Here is a 15,409-nt window from a genome sequence, read left to right on the forward strand (position 1 = left end):
CAACCAAACCGCATACATTTTTGACACCTACCATTGGCATTCTCGGCGGAGGACAATTGGGGCTGATGCTGCTACAGGCCGCCATCGACTGGAATCTGCGCATCCATGTACTCGACCCCGACGCCGACGCACCCTGCCGCACACTTTGCACCCAATTCACGACCGGCTCCCTCACTGATTACGACACGGTCTATCAGTTCGGTCAGTCGGTCGATGTGCTGACGATTGAAATAGAGCGCGTTAACGTCGACGCGCTGGAAGCTCTGGAGCGAGAGGGTAAACGCGTTTATCCGCAGCCATCGGTGATCCGCACCATTCAGGACAAGCGCCTGCAAAAGCAGTTCTACCGCGAACACAACCTGCCCACCGCCGACTTTATCCTGACCGCCGACCGCGCTGATACGGCCCGTCACGGCGACTTTCTGCCCGCTTTTCATAAACTCGGTCGTGACGGGTACGATGGGCGTGGGGTGCAACGCATCGCGACGTCCGCCGACTTCGACAAGGCATTCGCTGCGCCCGGTCTGCTTGAAAAAGCCGTGGATTTTGAGAAAGAGCTGGCGGTGATCGTTGCCCGTAACGAGCGGGGCGAGGTACAGACGTTCCCGACCGTCGAGATGGTATTTCACCCTGAATTGAACCTGGTCGAATACCTGTTTGCGCCCGCTGAGATCACGTCTGATGTTGACCAACAGGCGCAGACCATTGCCCGGCAAACAGCTGATGCCTTTGGTATCGTCGGTATCCTGGCCGTTGAGATGTTTCTTGATAAGCAGGGGCAGGTACTGATCAACGAAGTAGCGCCACGCCCGCACAACAGCGGTCACCACACGATTCAGGCTAACGTAACGTCGCAGTTCGAGCAACACTGGCGCGCCATTCTAAACTACCCACTCGGCGACACGACTTTCTACCAGCCCGCAGCCATGCTGAACCTACTCGGTGAAGCAGGGCACACGGGGCCGGCCGAGTACGAAGGATTGGAAAACCTGCTGGCGATGCCGGGCGTGTTTCCGTTCTTCTACGGGAAGGCCATTACCAAACCGTTCCGTAAAATGGGCCACGTGACAGTTATGGACGCGGATATGAACACATTGCGTGAGAAAGTAGACCGCGTAAAAACGAATATCAGGGTAATAAGCGCAACCGGTGAGTCCGCTGAAGGCTAACGGTCGACAGGTTCGTGTTGTGATCTTATAATCGGAAGCGGACGTACCTGGCTGGTGGGTCGAAAACATTTCGCGCCCGGATTGATTACTTTGTGCAGACTACACACACATTTAACGACGAACAGCTATGCAATGGTTAGGAGGGCGTGAAAGCGACAACGTAGACGACCGCCGGGGCGGTGGTGGTGGTGGACTGATCGTGGGCGGTGGCATTGGAACGGTCGTAATCGCCGTTATCGTGATGCTGCTCGGTGGCGACCCGTCGCAGATTCTGAACCGGGGTGGCGACGCGCAGCAGGAGCAGGTGGCCGGGAGCCAGGCACCCGACGGACCCCAGCCCGACGATGCGGCTGCGTCGTTCACGCGAAAAGTGCTGGCCAGTACGGAAGATGTTTGGGGTACCATTTTTCAGCAACAGGGTTCGCAGTACCAAGACCCTACACTGGTGATGTTCCGAGGTGTTACGTCGTCAGGTTGTGGTACGGCACAGCAGGCGATGGGACCGTTCTACTGCCCTCTCGACCAGAAAGTATACATCGACCTGTCGTTCTATGACGAACTGTCGCAACGGTTCCAGGCTCCCGGCGAGTTTGCGATGGCCTATGTGGTGGCCCACGAGATTGGGCACCACGTACAGAATCAGCTGGGTATCATGGAAAAGGTCAACCGGGCGCGGGAGCAGATGAGCGAGCGTGAGTACAACAAGCTTTCTGTCCGGCTTGAGTTACAGGCCGACTTTTTCGCGGGTGTGTGGGCAAACCACGCGCAGGGAAAGAGCATCTCAATTGATGAAAACGACGTTGAATCAGCCCTGACAGCCGCCAACGCCATCGGTGATGATAAGATTCAGGAAGAAACGCAGGGTCGTGTCGTACCGGATGCGTTCACCCATGGTACATCGGCGCAACGAGTATATTGGTTCAAGAAGGGCCTGAAAACCGGCGATATTCGGCAGGGTGATACTTTCAACAGTAACGAAGACGCAAACCTACAATAGGGTTTCGGTACACGGTTTCCAGTAAGCGCAGGGGCCCTGGACGTACGTCCAGGGCCCCTGCGCTTTTTTTGTCATTCCGAGCCTGCGAGGAATCTTCGGAGATATGAAAAATTACATGCTACTGAAGATTCCTCGCAGGCTCGGAATGACAAATTACCGTAAACTGAAAACTAACTATCGCTTTGGTCCGATAGAATCGTAAATGACAACCTTCTCCCAAAGCTGGGCGTAGTTGTTACGGAAGTCGTCGTGGATGGGGTGTTTCTGGTACGCTTCCTCATCGGCGGGACTGTCGAACAGGCAAAGCCACGAGTATGTATAGTCGCGTTTGATCACCTCGCGGTTGGTATTGGCCGGTTCACCGATGTTGACCATCTTGATCGTTGGGCATTTCGCCAGCTTATTCAGTCCTTCCAGCAGCTTGGCTTTGTCGGCTACGTTGCCGGGATTTTTCAGGTAGAACAGTACGTGGTGCACGAACACTTCTTTCGATGCCGTTACGTCGGGCAGGTTGGTCGCCACGACGCCCGAAGCAAGGGCACTTTTTACAAAACGCCGGCGTGATTGATCGCTCATCAGATTGCAGTGATTGATTTAGGAATTAATTTTACTGCAAAAGTGAACGCTAATACGCAGTTACCCAAATCCCCCCCCTGACCGCCCGCTGTCATTAGCGTTCAAGTCACCATTTGGCCTGCTCCTCTGCCAGCGAAAACTGTTTCGTTTCCAAACCCGACCGCCAGCGACGACTAGTCATACTGCCTAAACGTGTTCGCTGCTTATCGCCGATGTTATCGTTCATACACAAGAATACGATCACGTTCTATAAATGGCCGAATGTGCGGAGATAAACCGCCTTCTGTTACGATATCGACCCGGTGTTGTAACAGATCTTCTAACTGCCAGGACATACGGGCGTGATCAAATAAAGTGGTTCCTTTATCTAGTTCGACCAACACATCCAGGTCGCTTTGTTCGGTTGCATTACCGCGTGCAACTGAGCCGAACAAGTAAGCTCGACTAACCGGTTGCCCTGCGAAGAAATGCCGCAGTGTTTCTGCTAAAGCTTGATTCAGAACCATAATCGTACAGTCGACTAATCAGAAGTAAAAGTGCGAGCTTCTACCCTGTAAACAAACAAAGCCCGGTCACTCTGTAGCAACCGGGCTTATGTCATCTCAACCAGCGTTCTGCTGTTTGCGGCTATTATTATAGTTCAATCTCAGCGTCGAGGTTGGTGAAGGCAATTTCGCCGTCGTCGTTCAACTCCATGAGCACAACCGAATCTTTGCGAACTTCACCCGACAGGATGGCCTTCGACAGTTCGTTCAACACCCGGCGTTGCAAAACGCGCTTCAGCGGGCGGGCGCCGAAGACGGGGTCGAATCCTTCCTGACCGATCTTGTCAAGGGCTTCGTCGGTAGCGTCGAGCTGAATACCACCTTCGGCCAGTCGCTTCTTAATTTCGTTGAACTGAATGTCGACAATCTTGCGAATGTTGCTCTGCGTCAGCGGTTCGAACATTACGATCTCATCGATCCGGTTCAGGAACTCCGGCCGGATGGTCTGTTTCAGCAACTCCATCACCGCCGACTTGGCTTCTTCCAGCACCAGCGTGTGGTTCCAGCCTTCGTCTTCGGCAAACTTCTCCTGAATCAGGTGGCTACCGATGTTCGACGTCATGATGATGATTGTGTTCTTGAAGTTCGCCGTGCGGCCTTTGTTGTCCGTCAGGCGACCTTCATCGAGTACTTGCAGCAGGATGTTCCAGACGTCGGGGTGCGCTTTCTCAATCTCATCGAGCAACACCACCGAGTACGGCTTCCGGCGCACGGCTTCGGTTAGCTGACCACCTTCGTCGTAACCCACGTAGCCCGGAGGAGCACCGATCAACCGGCTAACGGCGTGGCGTTCCTGATACTCACTCATATCAATCCGGACCAGCGCGTTCTCGTCGTTGAACAGGTACTCGGCCAGTGTCCGGGCCACTTCGGTCTTACCAACACCGGTCGTACCGAGGAAGATAAACGAACCGATGGGGCGTTTGGGATCCTGCATACCGGCCCGGCTCCGCCGAACGGCATCCGACACCGCTTCAATCGCTTCGGCCTGACCCGCTACCCGCTTGCCCAGCTCTTTTTCAAGATTGAGGAGCTTCTCACGGTCGCTCTGTAGCATCTTCTGCACCGGAATACCCGTCCACTTTGCCACAACTTCGGCAATATCTTCGGCCGTTACTTCCTCCTGCATCATCCGGTCGCCGGTAGGTTCCTCCGCACCGCCGTTAGCCAGGCCAGTCAGCTTGCTTTCCAGTTCGGGAATACGGCCGTAGCGAATCTCGGCTACCTTGCCATAATCGCCAGCACGTTCGGCCTGCTCAGCTTCGAACCGTAGTTGGTCGAGTTGTTCCTTCAGCGTTCGCCCTTCGTTGACCGACGCTTTCTCGGTTTCCCACTTGGCCTGCAAATCGTTGCGCTGTTCGGTCAGGTCGGCAATCGTGCGGTTCAGCGATGTTTCTTTATCGACGTTGTTCTCGCGCCGGATGGCTTCGCGCTCAATTTCGAGCTGCATGATGCGCCGGTTGAGTTCGTCCAGTTCTTCGGGTACCGAGTCCATTTCCAGCCGCAGTTTGGCAGCCGCTTCGTCCATAAGGTCGATGGCTTTGTCGGGCAGGAAGCGGTCGGTGATGTAGCGAGTCGAGAGTTCAACGGCGGCAATTACCGCGTCGTCTTTGATCCGTACGCCGTGGTGCAGCTCGTATTTTTCCTTGATACCCCGCAGAATCGAGATAGCATCAGCCATATCCGGTTCGTCGACCATAACGGCCTGGAATCGGCGTTCGAGGGCTTTATCTTTCTCGATGTATTTCTGATACTCTTTCAGCGTCGTGGCACCAATGGTGTGCAATTCACCGCGCGACAAAGCCGGTTTCAGTAGGTTAGCTGCGTCCATAGCACCGTCGCCACCGCCACCCGCGCCGATCAGCGTGTGTATTTCGTCGATGAACAGAATGATTTCGCCGTTAGAGTCCGTCACTTCTTTGATGACCGACTTCAGCCGCTCCTCGAACTCGCCTTTGTATTTGGCACCGGCGATGAGCAGGCCCATGTCGAGCGAAATGATCGTCTTGGTCTTCAGGTTTTCGGGAACGTCGCCCGACACGATACGCTGCGCCAGCCCTTCCACGATGGCAGTCTTACCAACGCCCGGCTCACCGAGCAAAATCGGGTTGTTCTTCGTCCGGCGGCTTAGAATCTGGAGAACCCGCCGTATTTCTTCGTCACGACCAATTACCGGGTCGATTTTACCGGTCCGGGCGCGTTCGTTAAGGTTGACACTGTAGCGTTCCAGTGCCTGGTATTTTGCTTCTGCGTTCTGGTCTTTCACTGAACTTCCTTTTCTCAATTCGTTGATAGCCGTCCGCATTTCTTTGTCGCGGAAACCGGCTTCTTTCAATAACGTTGCAATCTGGTCTCTGCCGGCCAGTAAGCCAAGCAGCATTAATTCGACGCTAACAAAATCATCGTTAAATTCTTTCGACAGCGTCGTTGCCTTGGCCAGCGCAGCGGCTGTATCGTTGCTCAGGTACACCCCGCCGTTGCCGCCCGATACTTTCGGATAGCCATTGACGATGGCCTGGACAATCGGGATCATGCCCTGCCGGGTGGTACCGGCTTTCTGCGCCAGAAAATCCATGACGTTCTCGTCTTCCTGGAGAATCGCCAGCAGGAGGTGGCCCGTTTCGATGGCCTGTTGACCGCTGCCGAGGGCGACTTCCGACGCCTTCTGCACGACCTCCTGCGCTTTTATCGTGTAATTCTTAAAGTCCATGTCTGTATATAGGTTAACCGCCGTGGCGGTCAGGATTTCGGTTGGTTACCTACCTATAAACAAATCGCGTACCGTAGGGTTTTTGCGGTCATTTTGTCTGAATTTAGACAGTATATTGTGATTTTTGTGTCAAAATGGCGGCTTATTTTAGTCAATGCCGTATCAACTGGAATCAGCAGGGTACCATTTATAGGGTATGATAGTGTTGAAAATTGACTTAACTTCAACGAAAAAGCGTTTCTGTTAAAACAGTAAAAGTTAATACAGACATGATAGCATCTGTGAGAGGTACTTACGAGAACGGACATATCACGTTGGACGAGGATTTACCAGTGATAGCCGGGACCAAAGTCGTTGTGACAGTAGTTAGCGAAATGAACGAAGTACAGAAGCCAGCAATTCAATTCGGTCGGATGAAAGGAACATTCTGGATGTCCGACACCTTTAACGAACCGCTGGATGATTTGACCGATTATATGTGATGCGCGTTCTACTGGACACTCAATCGCTTATTTGGTCGCTGGAAAATGCTGACTTACTGACAACAACAGCGAAAAACGCCATTCGAGAAGCCGAGGGCGTTTTCGTCACCCCCATTAGCTTTTATGAGTTGGCGATTAAATTGAAAATCGGCAAAGACATTGGCTCGTTACGGCCGATAAACGAGATTATTACGGAAACACTACTTTCTGGTTTTCAGTGGCTAACGCTTACTCGTCAGCAGATAGAAGCCTATCAGATGATTCCGTTACACGAACCCCACCGTGATCCGTTTGACCGACTCATTCTAGCGATAGCCTATGCGGAGCAGATGAGCATTGTCTCCTCAGATCACCGATTCAAGTTGTATTCTGAATTGATTGATATTATCTGGTAACAAGAAAGCCCCGCTGCATTCACAGCGGGGCTTTCTTGTTTAATCAAGGCTTTCTGCTTCAATGGGTGTCATACGCTCGCGGGCGATGTTAGCCTGGTACGGATCGTCGGTTTCAACGGGACCGGCTAACAGTTCAGCATCGTGGACGACGATCTTCTCATACGGCTCAAACTTGCCCTTAGGTAGCCAGTACGCTAGTAGACCAGCGTAGGCTGCGGCCAGACCAGCGGCTGTCCAGCCAACGACGGGGTAGCGGTTCCACTGCCGGGTGGCGATGCCGCCAAAGCCAGCGACAAACGGTACCATGTACCAGGGGTCGTTGAGCTTGCGGGCGATCAGGTAACCGGCACCGGCCGTTACACCAAGAATGCCAGCGGCCAGAGGTACGTCACGCTCGTCATCGCGGTTCCAGACGTCGGTGGTCAGCAGCGTATCGGGTGTACCGACGACAGTAGCGGCCGTCAGCCAACCCGCGTACAAACTAACCGGGATACGCAGGTACTTCTCGGGAGTTGGAACGTCGGTTTTTCCAATCTCCAGCGCGTGATGCAGCCCCAGCGCAGCGATCAGATTCGCTTTCGTGGTCGCGTCGGAGATCAGCACACTTTCTTCGTCATTCTTTGAGAAAAAGTGCCCGAAGACGGCGTTGAGTGCCCAACTGGCGGCCCACCACGGCAAAGCTTCCTTGTAGCGCGGGTTGTATTCCTGCGAATTCAGGGCCTGATGCACCATCAGCGCGCCCAGCCCGGAATATACCGTCGACCAGACAACACCGAACGACCAGCCCGCCGGGATGATCAGGTTCTTGTCGAATACCTGCTGGTACTGTGCTGGTACGTCGTATTCAGGTTCGCTTTCGGCCTCCTGCATCTGCTTGCCCTTCTCCCGGGCGTTACGGCTCGACAGCGACGTGTAAACGATACTGCCAACCGCGACTACGGCCGTAGCGATACGCCAGATTGATGTGGTTTTCATACTCGTTGCCTGTTTTAAGTTCAAGGTTTAACGTCCAATGTTGGCCCCGTCGACGGGAAACATTAATCCATAACCATTGAGCCTATCGACGCGTCGTCAATATCGGCAACCTTGCGCTTCACCTTATACTTGAGCTGTTCTGCTTTTGCCTTTGCTTTCAGCGCCTGAGCCTTGCTCGTTACTTCGTCTCCCAAGTCACTGACCTGCGATTGCACCTTTGATTTGGCATCGCTAGCCTGTTTGACTGCCGACTGCGCAATGTCCTGCACCGTGCCCAGCGCCCGCTTCCACTTGTACCGGTATTTTGCTTTTTCCAGCGGATTTGCATTGCGGTACATGATGGCCGCGACGACGCCTGTTGCGACCAGTGCAGCGACACCGATGCCGATCACCAGATTGGCCGACGATGAATCTGATTTTTCCGATGGGGGCGACATCTGCTTGCGCGACGCGTTGGCACTTTGCTGGCTCGGCAATACGCTGGCCATGGCCGCAGCCAACTTGGTCGATGCGCCGGAAATTACTTTGTCTTTTCCCGCCATCAGGGCTTCGTAGCCGTCTTTGGCTACTTTGGCCGGATCAGCCAGATCGCCTTGAGCGACGACTGTGTTTTCAGCACCAGCCTTATTAAACCAGTCGGTGTCGGTAGCGGGTGGGAGCAGAGCCGTAACGGTAACGTTGCTGTCTTTCAGCTCGTTGTACAGCGCTTCCGAGAACGATAAGACGAAGGCCTTGGTAGCACCGTATATAGCTACCAGCGGGTTCGGCATCGTTGAGGCAATCGATGCCAGATTCAGCACCTTACCTTCGTTGCGTGCCACCATGTCACGCACAAATAATTTAGTCAGCTGAACCAGTGTCGTGACGTTGAGCTGAATGATATCCAGTTCCTTTTGCAGATTGGTCTCGGTAGCGAACAGGCCATGTGCGCCAACACCGGCATTGTTGACCAGCACATTGACGGTCAGACCCTGTCGGTTTACTTCGTCGTATACCTGCTGCGCGGAATCCGGCTTCGACAGATCTTTTTCGATAACCGTGCTGCTCGTGCCATACTGCCGGTTAAACTCGTCTGCAACGGTTTGCAGACGGTCTTCGCTGCGCGAAACCAGGATCAAATGATAGCCGTCTCGTGCGAATAGAGTGGCTAGTTCCTTACCGATACCGCTCGATGCGCCGGTGATCAGTACACTTTTGCCAACTTCGGTGGTCATACGTGTATGCGTGATTGGTTGATGTGTACTCAACCCATCCCAACCGAAGTTGTTTGCACGTGCTTACTTAGCCACAACCTTCAGATCAATCTTGCGCATCGTAGGCCGGGCCACGGCCGTGCTGTCGAACCGACGGCGGGGCGCACCCGATCCGCGCCCGATCGCATCGACACGTAAGTAGTTTATTCCCGACGTAACCAGTTGCTGCTTTACCATATTTACCCGCTTGAACGACAGGCTCTTGTTGGAAAGCCCACCGGCTGCGTCGTTGGCAAAACCAACCAGTTGAACCTGTAGTCGTGGATACGTTTTCAGCAGCGTGGTCAGCTCCGAAATAGTGGCCTGACCGCTGGCAGTTAGCGACAAAGACCCTGGCTCGAATGTCAGACCCGGCATCGGGAATACACGCCCTTTCGGTAGGGCCGCGTTGCCGATGTAAGGGGTTATTTCCTGACTGAGAGCGCCCGTCGTAGCAGGTGCTGCCGTTGTTCCGGGTAACGCAGCTGTAGCTGGCCGACGATTGGCGGAATCAACCGGTACATCCAGCGACCGGGCTACCGTATCGCTGAGTTGCGTTGAGTCGCCGGTTGCGCTAAGCTCATCTGCCGAGGCATCGTGATTTTGTGTATTCTGGTACACGTAGTAGCTTAATCCGAGCAGGGCAAGCAGCACTAACGCACCAACACCCCAGCGGCCCAGCGAACTGGTGTCGCTGTCGCCCGATGGCTCATAGCTGACGGGAGCGCGATTTACCACAACCTGTCCACTCGCTTCGGCCTGCTGCCGTCGGGCGGGAGCCGCAACGCCTGAAACGATTTGCTGTAACCCAACTTTCTCAACCAGCCGGGGCATAAACTCGTCCGGTACAGCGTTGACGAAGGCTTCGCGCTCGGCAAACAGCGACGCTGCCAGGCCGTCGGCGTCGAGCTTGCGATCTTTGACCGTCTTGCCCAACACGTGCAACGTGATGGTGCTGATGAGCCCGAGCAGCGAAATTGACGACGAATTACGAATACCGGCATAACCCGAAATCATGCTGCCGATCGAGCTTTTCATGGCAGGCAGCAAGTGGCTGATTACGTCGTTTCCCTGCGTAATGAGGGCGTTCGTCTGGTTCGGGTCGCGCAGAACGGTGTTGAGCGAGTCGAGTAACTGCCCCTCATAGCGGCCCCGTTTTATGTGATTAAAGAGTTGATTGACACCGATTTCGGTGGTGGTGCGCTTCATTAACCCACCAACGATTGTGTAAACAAGGCCATCAACGGCCTTTTGTGTTTTCTCGGCGGGTTCGTCGACATAGTTGGCAATGCGCGACAGAACATCCGAGTTCAGAATATCATTAAACGTGGCAAATAACGTCATAGAGGACAATCTCAAACAGGCTATAGATTTAGTAGTCTGCGTTAGACGGAAGAAAACGTCCGCAGATACCGGCCCGGCATAAAATTAAGTAACGATTAGCAAATCGACACCCTATCCAACGGGATAAAGTAGCCGTTACCGCTTGGCCATTCGCCCGATAACTTCCTGATAATCGGTTTCTACGTCGCGCAGCCGGGCCTGACAGAACGTAATCAGTTCGGTCGCCTGCCTTATTTTTCCCGGCAGCTCATCGAGTGGAATTGCATCACTTTCTATGTCGTCAATCAGCATCGTGAGCTGTTCGTAGGCTTCCTGGTAGGTCATGTTCTGAATGTGTCGTTACTGACTGATCACCTGTACGCTGCCGTCGCTCAACTGTACCTGGAGCGCGTCGCCCGGGCGGACATCGGAGGCTTTCGTCAGTATCTGTCCGTTGCGCAGCAGCATGGCGTAACCCCGTTTCAGCACGTTGGCCGGGTCGAGGTGGCGTAGCGTTACGGCTTTTTCCGTCAGGTCGGTGTGGCGATCGCGGAAATAGTTGTGCATTATAAACTGGAACCGCTCGGTCTCGCTGTCGAGCTGCTCGCGGGCATGTTGCAGGCTGGTCCGGGTAGCATTGAGCAGTCGTTCGCGCTGGTACAGGCAACGCTCCTCAAACTGCCGGTTGTGCTCAATCAGAAACGCAGCGGCTTTCGTCGGCGTCTTTACGCTCTGATGGCACAGCAGGTCGGTAATGCTGACGTTACGTTCGTGGCCGATACCGGCCAAGATGGGTATGGAAAAGCCCGCAACGGCCCGGCCCAGTTCGTAGGTATCAAACGAACCGAAGTCAAGCTGCGAACCACCCCCCCGCACGATCACGACCGCGTCGTAGGCAGTTTGACTAGCCAGAATCTTGTCGAGTTGCGCGCAAATAGCCCGTTCGGCACCCTGCCCCTGCACCTGCGACAGATACTCGTCAACCACAAAGTCGTAGCCCAGCGGATTCTGCGCCAGTTCGTGCCGGAAGTCGCGCCATCCATCGGAGTTGGGGGCAGTAATCAGTGCCAGCCGCTGTATCACCGTAGGGCGGGGCAGGAGCTGATTCGACGTAATGTATTGCCCGGCTTCAACCCAGATCAGGTCGGGGTGCTGCGCGACGAGCGTGTCAAGTACGGCCTGCCGTTCGCGCTCCAGATTCCCTAGTGTGTAAGCCGGGTCGATCTTAACGATCTCCAGCCGCAGTCCGTAGACGGGGTTAAAGCTGACGACAACCTGCAACAGCAACTGAATATTACGGGCAAAGGCCACGCCCGTTGCCTGTTCGAAATCGCGAATCGTGTGGTAATGTCGGCGCCAGATGCAGGCTTCCAGCTTGGCCGTCGTTTCGCGGCCTTCCCGTTCCACGAGCGTCATGAAGCAGTACCCCCGGTCGGGATAATTCTTAATGTCACTCGTTTCGGCCACCACCCACAATGGCCGACCTCCAAACGCGTCGTCGACGACCGCGTTCAGCGTAAAAGCCAGATCAGACAGACGGATGGGAGACATGTATTGAATGATTGAGTGACAGAATGATTGACGGGGCCACCCGTGCGGTGATAGAATGACTGATTAATCGCTGTGTTGCAACTTTTCATTCACTCATTCTATCACTCACTCATTCTATCATTGACCAGCGAACTGCCGGAGGAAGCGGATGTCGTTTTCGGTGTACAGACGCAGGTCGTTGACGACGTACTTCAGCTGGGTGATCCGTTCGATACCCATACCGAAAGCAAAGCCGGTGTATTCCTCCGGGTCGATGCCGCAATTGGCAATCACCTGCGGATCGACCATACCGGAACCGGCAATCTCGACCCAGCCGCTGTGCTTACAGATGTTGCAGCCCTTACCCCCGCAAATCTGACAGGAGATGTCGATCTCAGCGCTGGGTTCGGTGAAGGGGAAGTACGACGGGCGAAACCGAATCTGCGTACCCGGCTCGAACATCTCTTTCACGAAATGATAGAGCGTGTCTTTCAGATCTTTAAAACCCACGTTCCGGTCTATGTACAAGCCTTCGACCTGGTGGAACATGCAATGGGCGCGGGCCGAAATCGTTTCGTTGCGGTACACCCGCCCCGGCATAATCGACCGAATGGGCGGCTTGGTATGTTCCATCAGCCGAATCTGCACGTTCGACGTGTGTGTACGCAGCAGCACATCGCCCCCCGGCTCGCCCTCGGTCGCTTTGCGGATAAAGAACGTGTCCTGCATGTCGCGGGCCGGGTGGTTGTCGGGGAAGTTGAGTGCCCCGAAATTGTACCAGTCCGACTCGATTTCCGGGCCGTCGGCAACGTTAAAGCCGATACGCTCAAAAATCTGAATGATGCGCTGCCGTACCAGATTCAGCGGATGCTGATTACCGGTCAGGTTGGGCACGGTCGGTAGCGTAAGGTCGAATGGCGGGGTAGTGTTGGTAGCCTGCTGCTGTTCAAGCGACTCGCTGAACGCATCGAATCGGGCCTGAGCGGCATTCTTCAGGCCGTTCAACGCCTGCCCCACCGCCCGACGCTGATCGGCCGGTACTTGTTTGAGGGCATCGAACAAAGCTGTAACAACACCTTTACGGCTGATATAGCGCATCCGGAACTGTTCCAGTTCATCTTTCGAGCGCACCTCGTACTGTTCTATCTCCTGTTGGATCGCGTCAACGTTCTCCAGCATACGTCTGCTTATTGGCTATTGTCAAACCACAAAGGTACAGAAAAGTCACGGCCTGTTCATGGCTGGCTGTGTCTTGTCAGGCAGTAACATATGTTAACGTAAGCGGCTGATACTGACGTTGTAGCGGAACGGTCGCTACCGGAAAGGTGCGATGTGACAGACTCTTGTGCCTGATTTTCAAAAAATTACAGTGAAGGGAACTGGACGAATGAATATACGTCGATAAGTCCGTTAGGGTCTGATTGTTGTACTACCATTGACTGACAGGCCACAGTAATGAGCGATTAGTATACCTGGCTGATACTTGTAAACAGATAGTGTTAATCTTTTGCAAGAGGCTGACTGTCAACACGTAATCAGTCTTACTTACCAACTTCACAAGATAATCATGAAGCCATTTGTCAGCGAACCCCTTTTCGAGTCGATGTCTACTCCGTTCCCCAAAAGTGTAGAAAAAATTGCCGATTCTACCACAACTCAAAAGCTGCTGATTCCTTTTTACGATCGGAAACGAACAGTTTTTGCGGATGAAATTGTACGGCTCGAAGGGTGCGGGAACTACACGAACTTCTTCCTGAAGGATGGGACGAAAATGCTGGTTTCACGCACATTGAAAGAGTACGAAACGCTGCTCACCGACGAGTCATTTGTACGGGTTCACAAATCGTGCATTGTTAATCTGAGTTTTGTGCGCAAGTTTTTCATTAAAAAAGAAGGTGAGCTTGAACTAACAGATGGTCAGCAGGTGAAAATCTCCCGGCGTCGGGCGCAAATGTTTATGGATCGGATTCGTAGTTATCAGTCGGTGCTGGTCAACTAATTCGGGCTGCGAAAATGCGCAATTAACTGGTGTAAACTGCTGATGGGATCGACCACGTATTTCTACGTATTAAGTCGAGTGAATACCCCCTAAAGGTTTTTCTATTTGTTAGCTAAGTGCCTGAAAATAAATTAGTTCTCTGTTGAAGAAGGCAGATTTGAGTTAAGCGTCTTTTTCTGAGGTGGAGGTTGGTCGATAATTTTGTTTCAACAAGAACGGAGAAACAATCAGACACACCTGCCCATGAAACCGACTCAATTTCCTTCAACTGCTGCCAGTATCATCGCTCCGCAGTATCCGAGTGCTTACCAGCGCGGCATGCAACGCATTGCACTCCCGTACCTGAATCGTACCGTTTTTATTTCGGTAGATGACATAATTTGTTTGCAGGGCGAAGGAAATTATACGTACCTGTGTACGCGGGATCGGAAGAAATATTTAGTGTCGAAGACACTAAAAGAGTTCGAAAGAACACTGGATGAGTCGATGTTTCTACGCATCCACAAATCATACATGGTTAATATGGCATACGTTCAGCAGGGGCCATTCAGCACCGAACGGCGGATTCGGCTGGCCGATGGACGTGAGGTAGCTATTTCACGCCGACGCATGAAGGAGATCGCCCTGCAACTGGCACAGTATCAGCAAAAGCTGGTTAACTAGATTCAGGATATACCAGCTAACAAAAAGGGCCACCCGCGCGGGTGGCCCTTTTTGCTGACTGACCGGGACGACTTACAGTAATTTGTAAGCCAGTGTAATCTGCCACGACTTGAATCGCTGCCCGAACTGAGCGCTGGAGCCGTTGGCGTTGATCTGCGCAATGTCAGTCAGGTTGCCTTCGTAACGCACATCGAGACCGATCGGACCGAGGTCGAGACCGCCACCCACCTGATAGCCGTAGTAGGCTTTTTTCCAGGCGTCGTTGAGCGAGTTGTTGGTATACTGGCGAAGGGCATCACCAAGTCCCTGATTGTTGTCGATACGAAACGACGCGACCGGCCCTGCCATGATCCGGATGGGACCACCTTTGATGCCAAGCAGCAGTGGCACATCGAAACTGGTTGTCCGGATCGTTGCTGACTCCGTTACGCCGTTGCGGACCACGTCGAGTGATCCCTGCCGGGTGGAATAAAGTAGCTCAGGTTGGATAAACAGGTTTTTACCAATGCGGGCGTACACGCCAAACGAGGTGCCGGTGCGGGTAGAATAACTATCGCTCAAACTATTACGGAATGTTTGCCCGTCGACGCCGACGTTTGGTGATCCATTCGCGTTGGTGCCGACGTTTACGAAATTACCGAACGACAGTTTTGATAGATTAACGCCCCCCTTGATACCAACTGAAAACTGGGCGAAGGTAAGGGCCGGCAATAAGGTAAGCGCGGCAAAAAGGACTGTCTTTTTCATACGTTAATGTGTTTGTAGTGACTTGCTTTTAGGTAACGGGAAATGAAGCGGCAGGGTACGTGGGGC

The 15,409-nt window shown here is 53.5% G+C and carries 15 protein-coding genes; 5 read left to right on the top strand and 10 right to left on the bottom strand.

The window, feature by feature from the left end; genetic code table 11:
• Nucleotides 1–65 precede the first annotated feature (65 nt).
• Nucleotides 66–1,169 carry a 5-(carboxyamino)imidazole ribonucleotide synthase gene (locus HH216_RS11440; RefSeq protein ID WP_254448831.1) on the top strand — a complete coding sequence of 368 codons (1,104 nt, stop codon included), beginning with the start codon at nucleotides 66–68 and terminating at the stop codon, nucleotides 1,167–1,169.
• Nucleotides 1,170–1,296: 127 nt separating this feature from the next.
• Nucleotides 1,297–2,166 carry a KPN_02809 family neutral zinc metallopeptidase gene (gene ypfJ / locus HH216_RS11445; protein WP_169550938.1) on the top strand — a complete coding sequence of 290 codons (870 nt, stop codon included), beginning with the start codon at nucleotides 1,297–1,299 and terminating at the stop codon, nucleotides 2,164–2,166.
• A 174-nt stretch (nucleotides 2,167–2,340) separates the two neighbouring features.
• Here the strand turns inward: ypfJ and HH216_RS11450 are convergent, their stop codons facing one another.
• The 3 genes from HH216_RS11450 to clpB all read right to left on the bottom strand — a co-directional run bounded on the left by HH216_RS11450 (nucleotide 2,341) and on the right by clpB (nucleotide 5,997).
• Nucleotides 2,341–2,742, bottom strand: a complete 402-nt coding sequence (locus tag HH216_RS11450) for a Dabb family protein (RefSeq protein ID WP_169550939.1) — start codon at nucleotides 2,740–2,742, stop codon at nucleotides 2,341–2,343.
• 215 nt (nucleotides 2,743–2,957) lie between these two features.
• Nucleotides 2,958–3,248 (bottom strand): nucleotidyltransferase family protein, encoded by a 291-nt coding sequence (locus HH216_RS11455; RefSeq protein ID WP_169550940.1) that lies wholly within the window; start codon nucleotides 3,246–3,248, stop codon nucleotides 2,958–2,960.
• Nucleotides 3,249–3,375: 127 nt separating this feature from the next.
• A complete protein-coding gene (gene clpB, locus HH216_RS11460) occupies nucleotides 3,376–5,997 on the bottom strand; it encodes an ATP-dependent chaperone ClpB (RefSeq protein ID WP_169550941.1) in 2,622 nt (873 codons plus the stop codon).
• A gap of 481 nt (nucleotides 5,998–6,478) precedes the next feature.
• Here clpB and HH216_RS11465 point away from each other — a divergent pair, with 481 nt between their 5' ends.
• Nucleotides 6,479–6,874, top strand: coding sequence for a type II toxin-antitoxin system VapC family toxin (locus tag HH216_RS11465; protein ID WP_169550942.1), 396 nt, complete (start codon nucleotides 6,479–6,481; stop codon nucleotides 6,872–6,874).
• 39 nt (nucleotides 6,875–6,913) lie between these two features.
• Here HH216_RS11465 and HH216_RS11470 read toward each other — a convergent pair whose 3' ends face one another.
• From HH216_RS11470 to pheS, 6 genes are all read right to left on the bottom strand, one after another.
• The gene (locus tag HH216_RS11470) at nucleotides 6,914–7,849 is read right to left on the bottom strand and encodes a tryptophan-rich sensory protein (RefSeq protein WP_169550943.1); all 936 of its coding nucleotides are present in this window, start codon (nucleotides 7,847–7,849) and stop codon (nucleotides 6,914–6,916) included.
• Nucleotides 7,850–7,911: 62 nt separating this feature from the next.
• Complete coding sequence (locus HH216_RS11475) at nucleotides 7,912–9,063, bottom strand: SDR family NAD(P)-dependent oxidoreductase (RefSeq protein WP_169550944.1); 1,152 nt, start codon at nucleotides 9,061–9,063, stop codon at nucleotides 7,912–7,914.
• 63 nt (nucleotides 9,064–9,126) lie between these two features.
• Nucleotides 9,127–10,425: a DUF937 domain-containing protein gene (locus HH216_RS11480; protein WP_169550945.1), complete on the bottom strand. Its 1,299-nt coding sequence runs from the start codon at nucleotides 10,423–10,425 to the stop codon at nucleotides 9,127–9,129.
• A gap of 135 nt (nucleotides 10,426–10,560) precedes the next feature.
• Nucleotides 10,561–10,749, bottom strand: coding sequence for an exodeoxyribonuclease VII small subunit (gene xseB / locus HH216_RS11485; RefSeq protein WP_169550946.1), 189 nt, complete (start codon nucleotides 10,747–10,749; stop codon nucleotides 10,561–10,563).
• 15 nt (nucleotides 10,750–10,764) lie between these two features.
• Nucleotides 10,765–11,955: an exodeoxyribonuclease VII large subunit gene (locus tag HH216_RS11490; RefSeq protein ID WP_169550947.1), complete on the bottom strand. Its 1,191-nt coding sequence runs from the start codon at nucleotides 11,953–11,955 to the stop codon at nucleotides 10,765–10,767.
• 117 nt (nucleotides 11,956–12,072) lie between these two features.
• Complete coding sequence (gene pheS, locus HH216_RS11495; RefSeq protein WP_169550948.1) at nucleotides 12,073–13,113, bottom strand: phenylalanine--tRNA ligase subunit alpha; 1,041 nt, start codon at nucleotides 13,111–13,113, stop codon at nucleotides 12,073–12,075.
• Between the two features lie 388 nt (nucleotides 13,114–13,501).
• On the opposite strand from pheS, the gene HH216_RS11500 reads away from it, so the two are divergent.
• Together HH216_RS11500 and HH216_RS11505 are read left to right on the top strand one after the other, a co-directional pair.
• Entirely contained in the window at nucleotides 13,502–13,933 is a 432-nt protein-coding gene (locus HH216_RS11500; RefSeq protein ID WP_169550949.1) for a LytR/AlgR family response regulator transcription factor, read from the top strand.
• A 243-nt stretch (nucleotides 13,934–14,176) separates the two neighbouring features.
• On the top strand, nucleotides 14,177–14,596 hold the full coding sequence (locus tag HH216_RS11505; RefSeq protein WP_169550950.1) for a LytR/AlgR family response regulator transcription factor: 420 nt from the start codon (nucleotides 14,177–14,179) through the stop codon (nucleotides 14,594–14,596).
• Between the two features lie 72 nt (nucleotides 14,597–14,668).
• Here the strand turns inward: HH216_RS11505 and HH216_RS11510 are convergent, their stop codons facing one another.
• On the bottom strand, nucleotides 14,669–15,343 hold the full coding sequence (locus tag HH216_RS11510; RefSeq protein WP_169550951.1) for a porin family protein: 675 nt from the start codon (nucleotides 15,341–15,343) through the stop codon (nucleotides 14,669–14,671).
• Between the last annotated feature and the right edge of the window lie 66 nt (nucleotides 15,344–15,409).

The sequence above is a fragment of the Spirosoma rhododendri genome (assembly GCF_012849055.1).
Lineage (GTDB): Bacteria > Bacteroidota > Bacteroidia > Cytophagales > Spirosomataceae > Spirosoma > Spirosoma rhododendri.

Excerpts from the sequence above, each read along its gene's own strand:
- HH216_RS11440 (WP_254448831.1), top strand. The coding sequence starts at position 66 with ATGCTGCTACAGGCCGCCATCGACTGGAATCTGCGCATCCATGTACTC.
- ypfJ (WP_169550938.1), top strand. The coding sequence starts at position 1,297 with ATGCAATGGTTAGGAGGGCGTGAAAGCGACAACGTAGACGACCGCCGG.
- HH216_RS11450 (WP_169550939.1), bottom strand. The coding sequence starts at position 2,742 with ATGAGCGATCAATCACGCCGGCGTTTTGTAAAAAGTGCCCTTGCTTCG.
- HH216_RS11455 (WP_169550940.1), bottom strand. The coding sequence starts at position 3,248 with ATGGTTCTGAATCAAGCTTTAGCAGAAACACTGCGGCATTTCTTCGCA.
- clpB (WP_169550941.1), bottom strand. The coding sequence starts at position 5,997 with ATGGACTTTAAGAATTACACGATAAAAGCGCAGGAGGTCGTGCAGAAG.
- HH216_RS11465 (WP_169550942.1), top strand. The coding sequence starts at position 6,479 with ATGCGCGTTCTACTGGACACTCAATCGCTTATTTGGTCGCTGGAAAAT.
- HH216_RS11470 (WP_169550943.1), bottom strand. The coding sequence starts at position 7,849 with ATGAAAACCACATCAATCTGGCGTATCGCTACGGCCGTAGTCGCGGTT.
- HH216_RS11475 (WP_169550944.1), bottom strand. The coding sequence starts at position 9,063 with ATGACCACCGAAGTTGGCAAAAGTGTACTGATCACCGGCGCATCGAGC.
- HH216_RS11480 (WP_169550945.1), bottom strand. The coding sequence starts at position 10,425 with ATGACGTTATTTGCCACGTTTAATGATATTCTGAACTCGGATGTTCTG.
- xseB (WP_169550946.1), bottom strand. The coding sequence starts at position 10,749 with ATGACCTACCAGGAAGCCTACGAACAGCTCACGATGCTGATTGACGAC.
- HH216_RS11490 (WP_169550947.1), bottom strand. The coding sequence starts at position 11,955 with ATGTCTCCCATCCGTCTGTCTGATCTGGCTTTTACGCTGAACGCGGTC.
- pheS (WP_169550948.1), bottom strand. The coding sequence starts at position 13,113 with ATGCTGGAGAACGTTGACGCGATCCAACAGGAGATAGAACAGTACGAG.
- HH216_RS11500 (WP_169550949.1), top strand. The coding sequence starts at position 13,502 with ATGAAGCCATTTGTCAGCGAACCCCTTTTCGAGTCGATGTCTACTCCG.
- HH216_RS11505 (WP_169550950.1), top strand. The coding sequence starts at position 14,177 with ATGAAACCGACTCAATTTCCTTCAACTGCTGCCAGTATCATCGCTCCG.
- HH216_RS11510 (WP_169550951.1), bottom strand. The coding sequence starts at position 15,343 with ATGAAAAAGACAGTCCTTTTTGCCGCGCTTACCTTATTGCCGGCCCTT.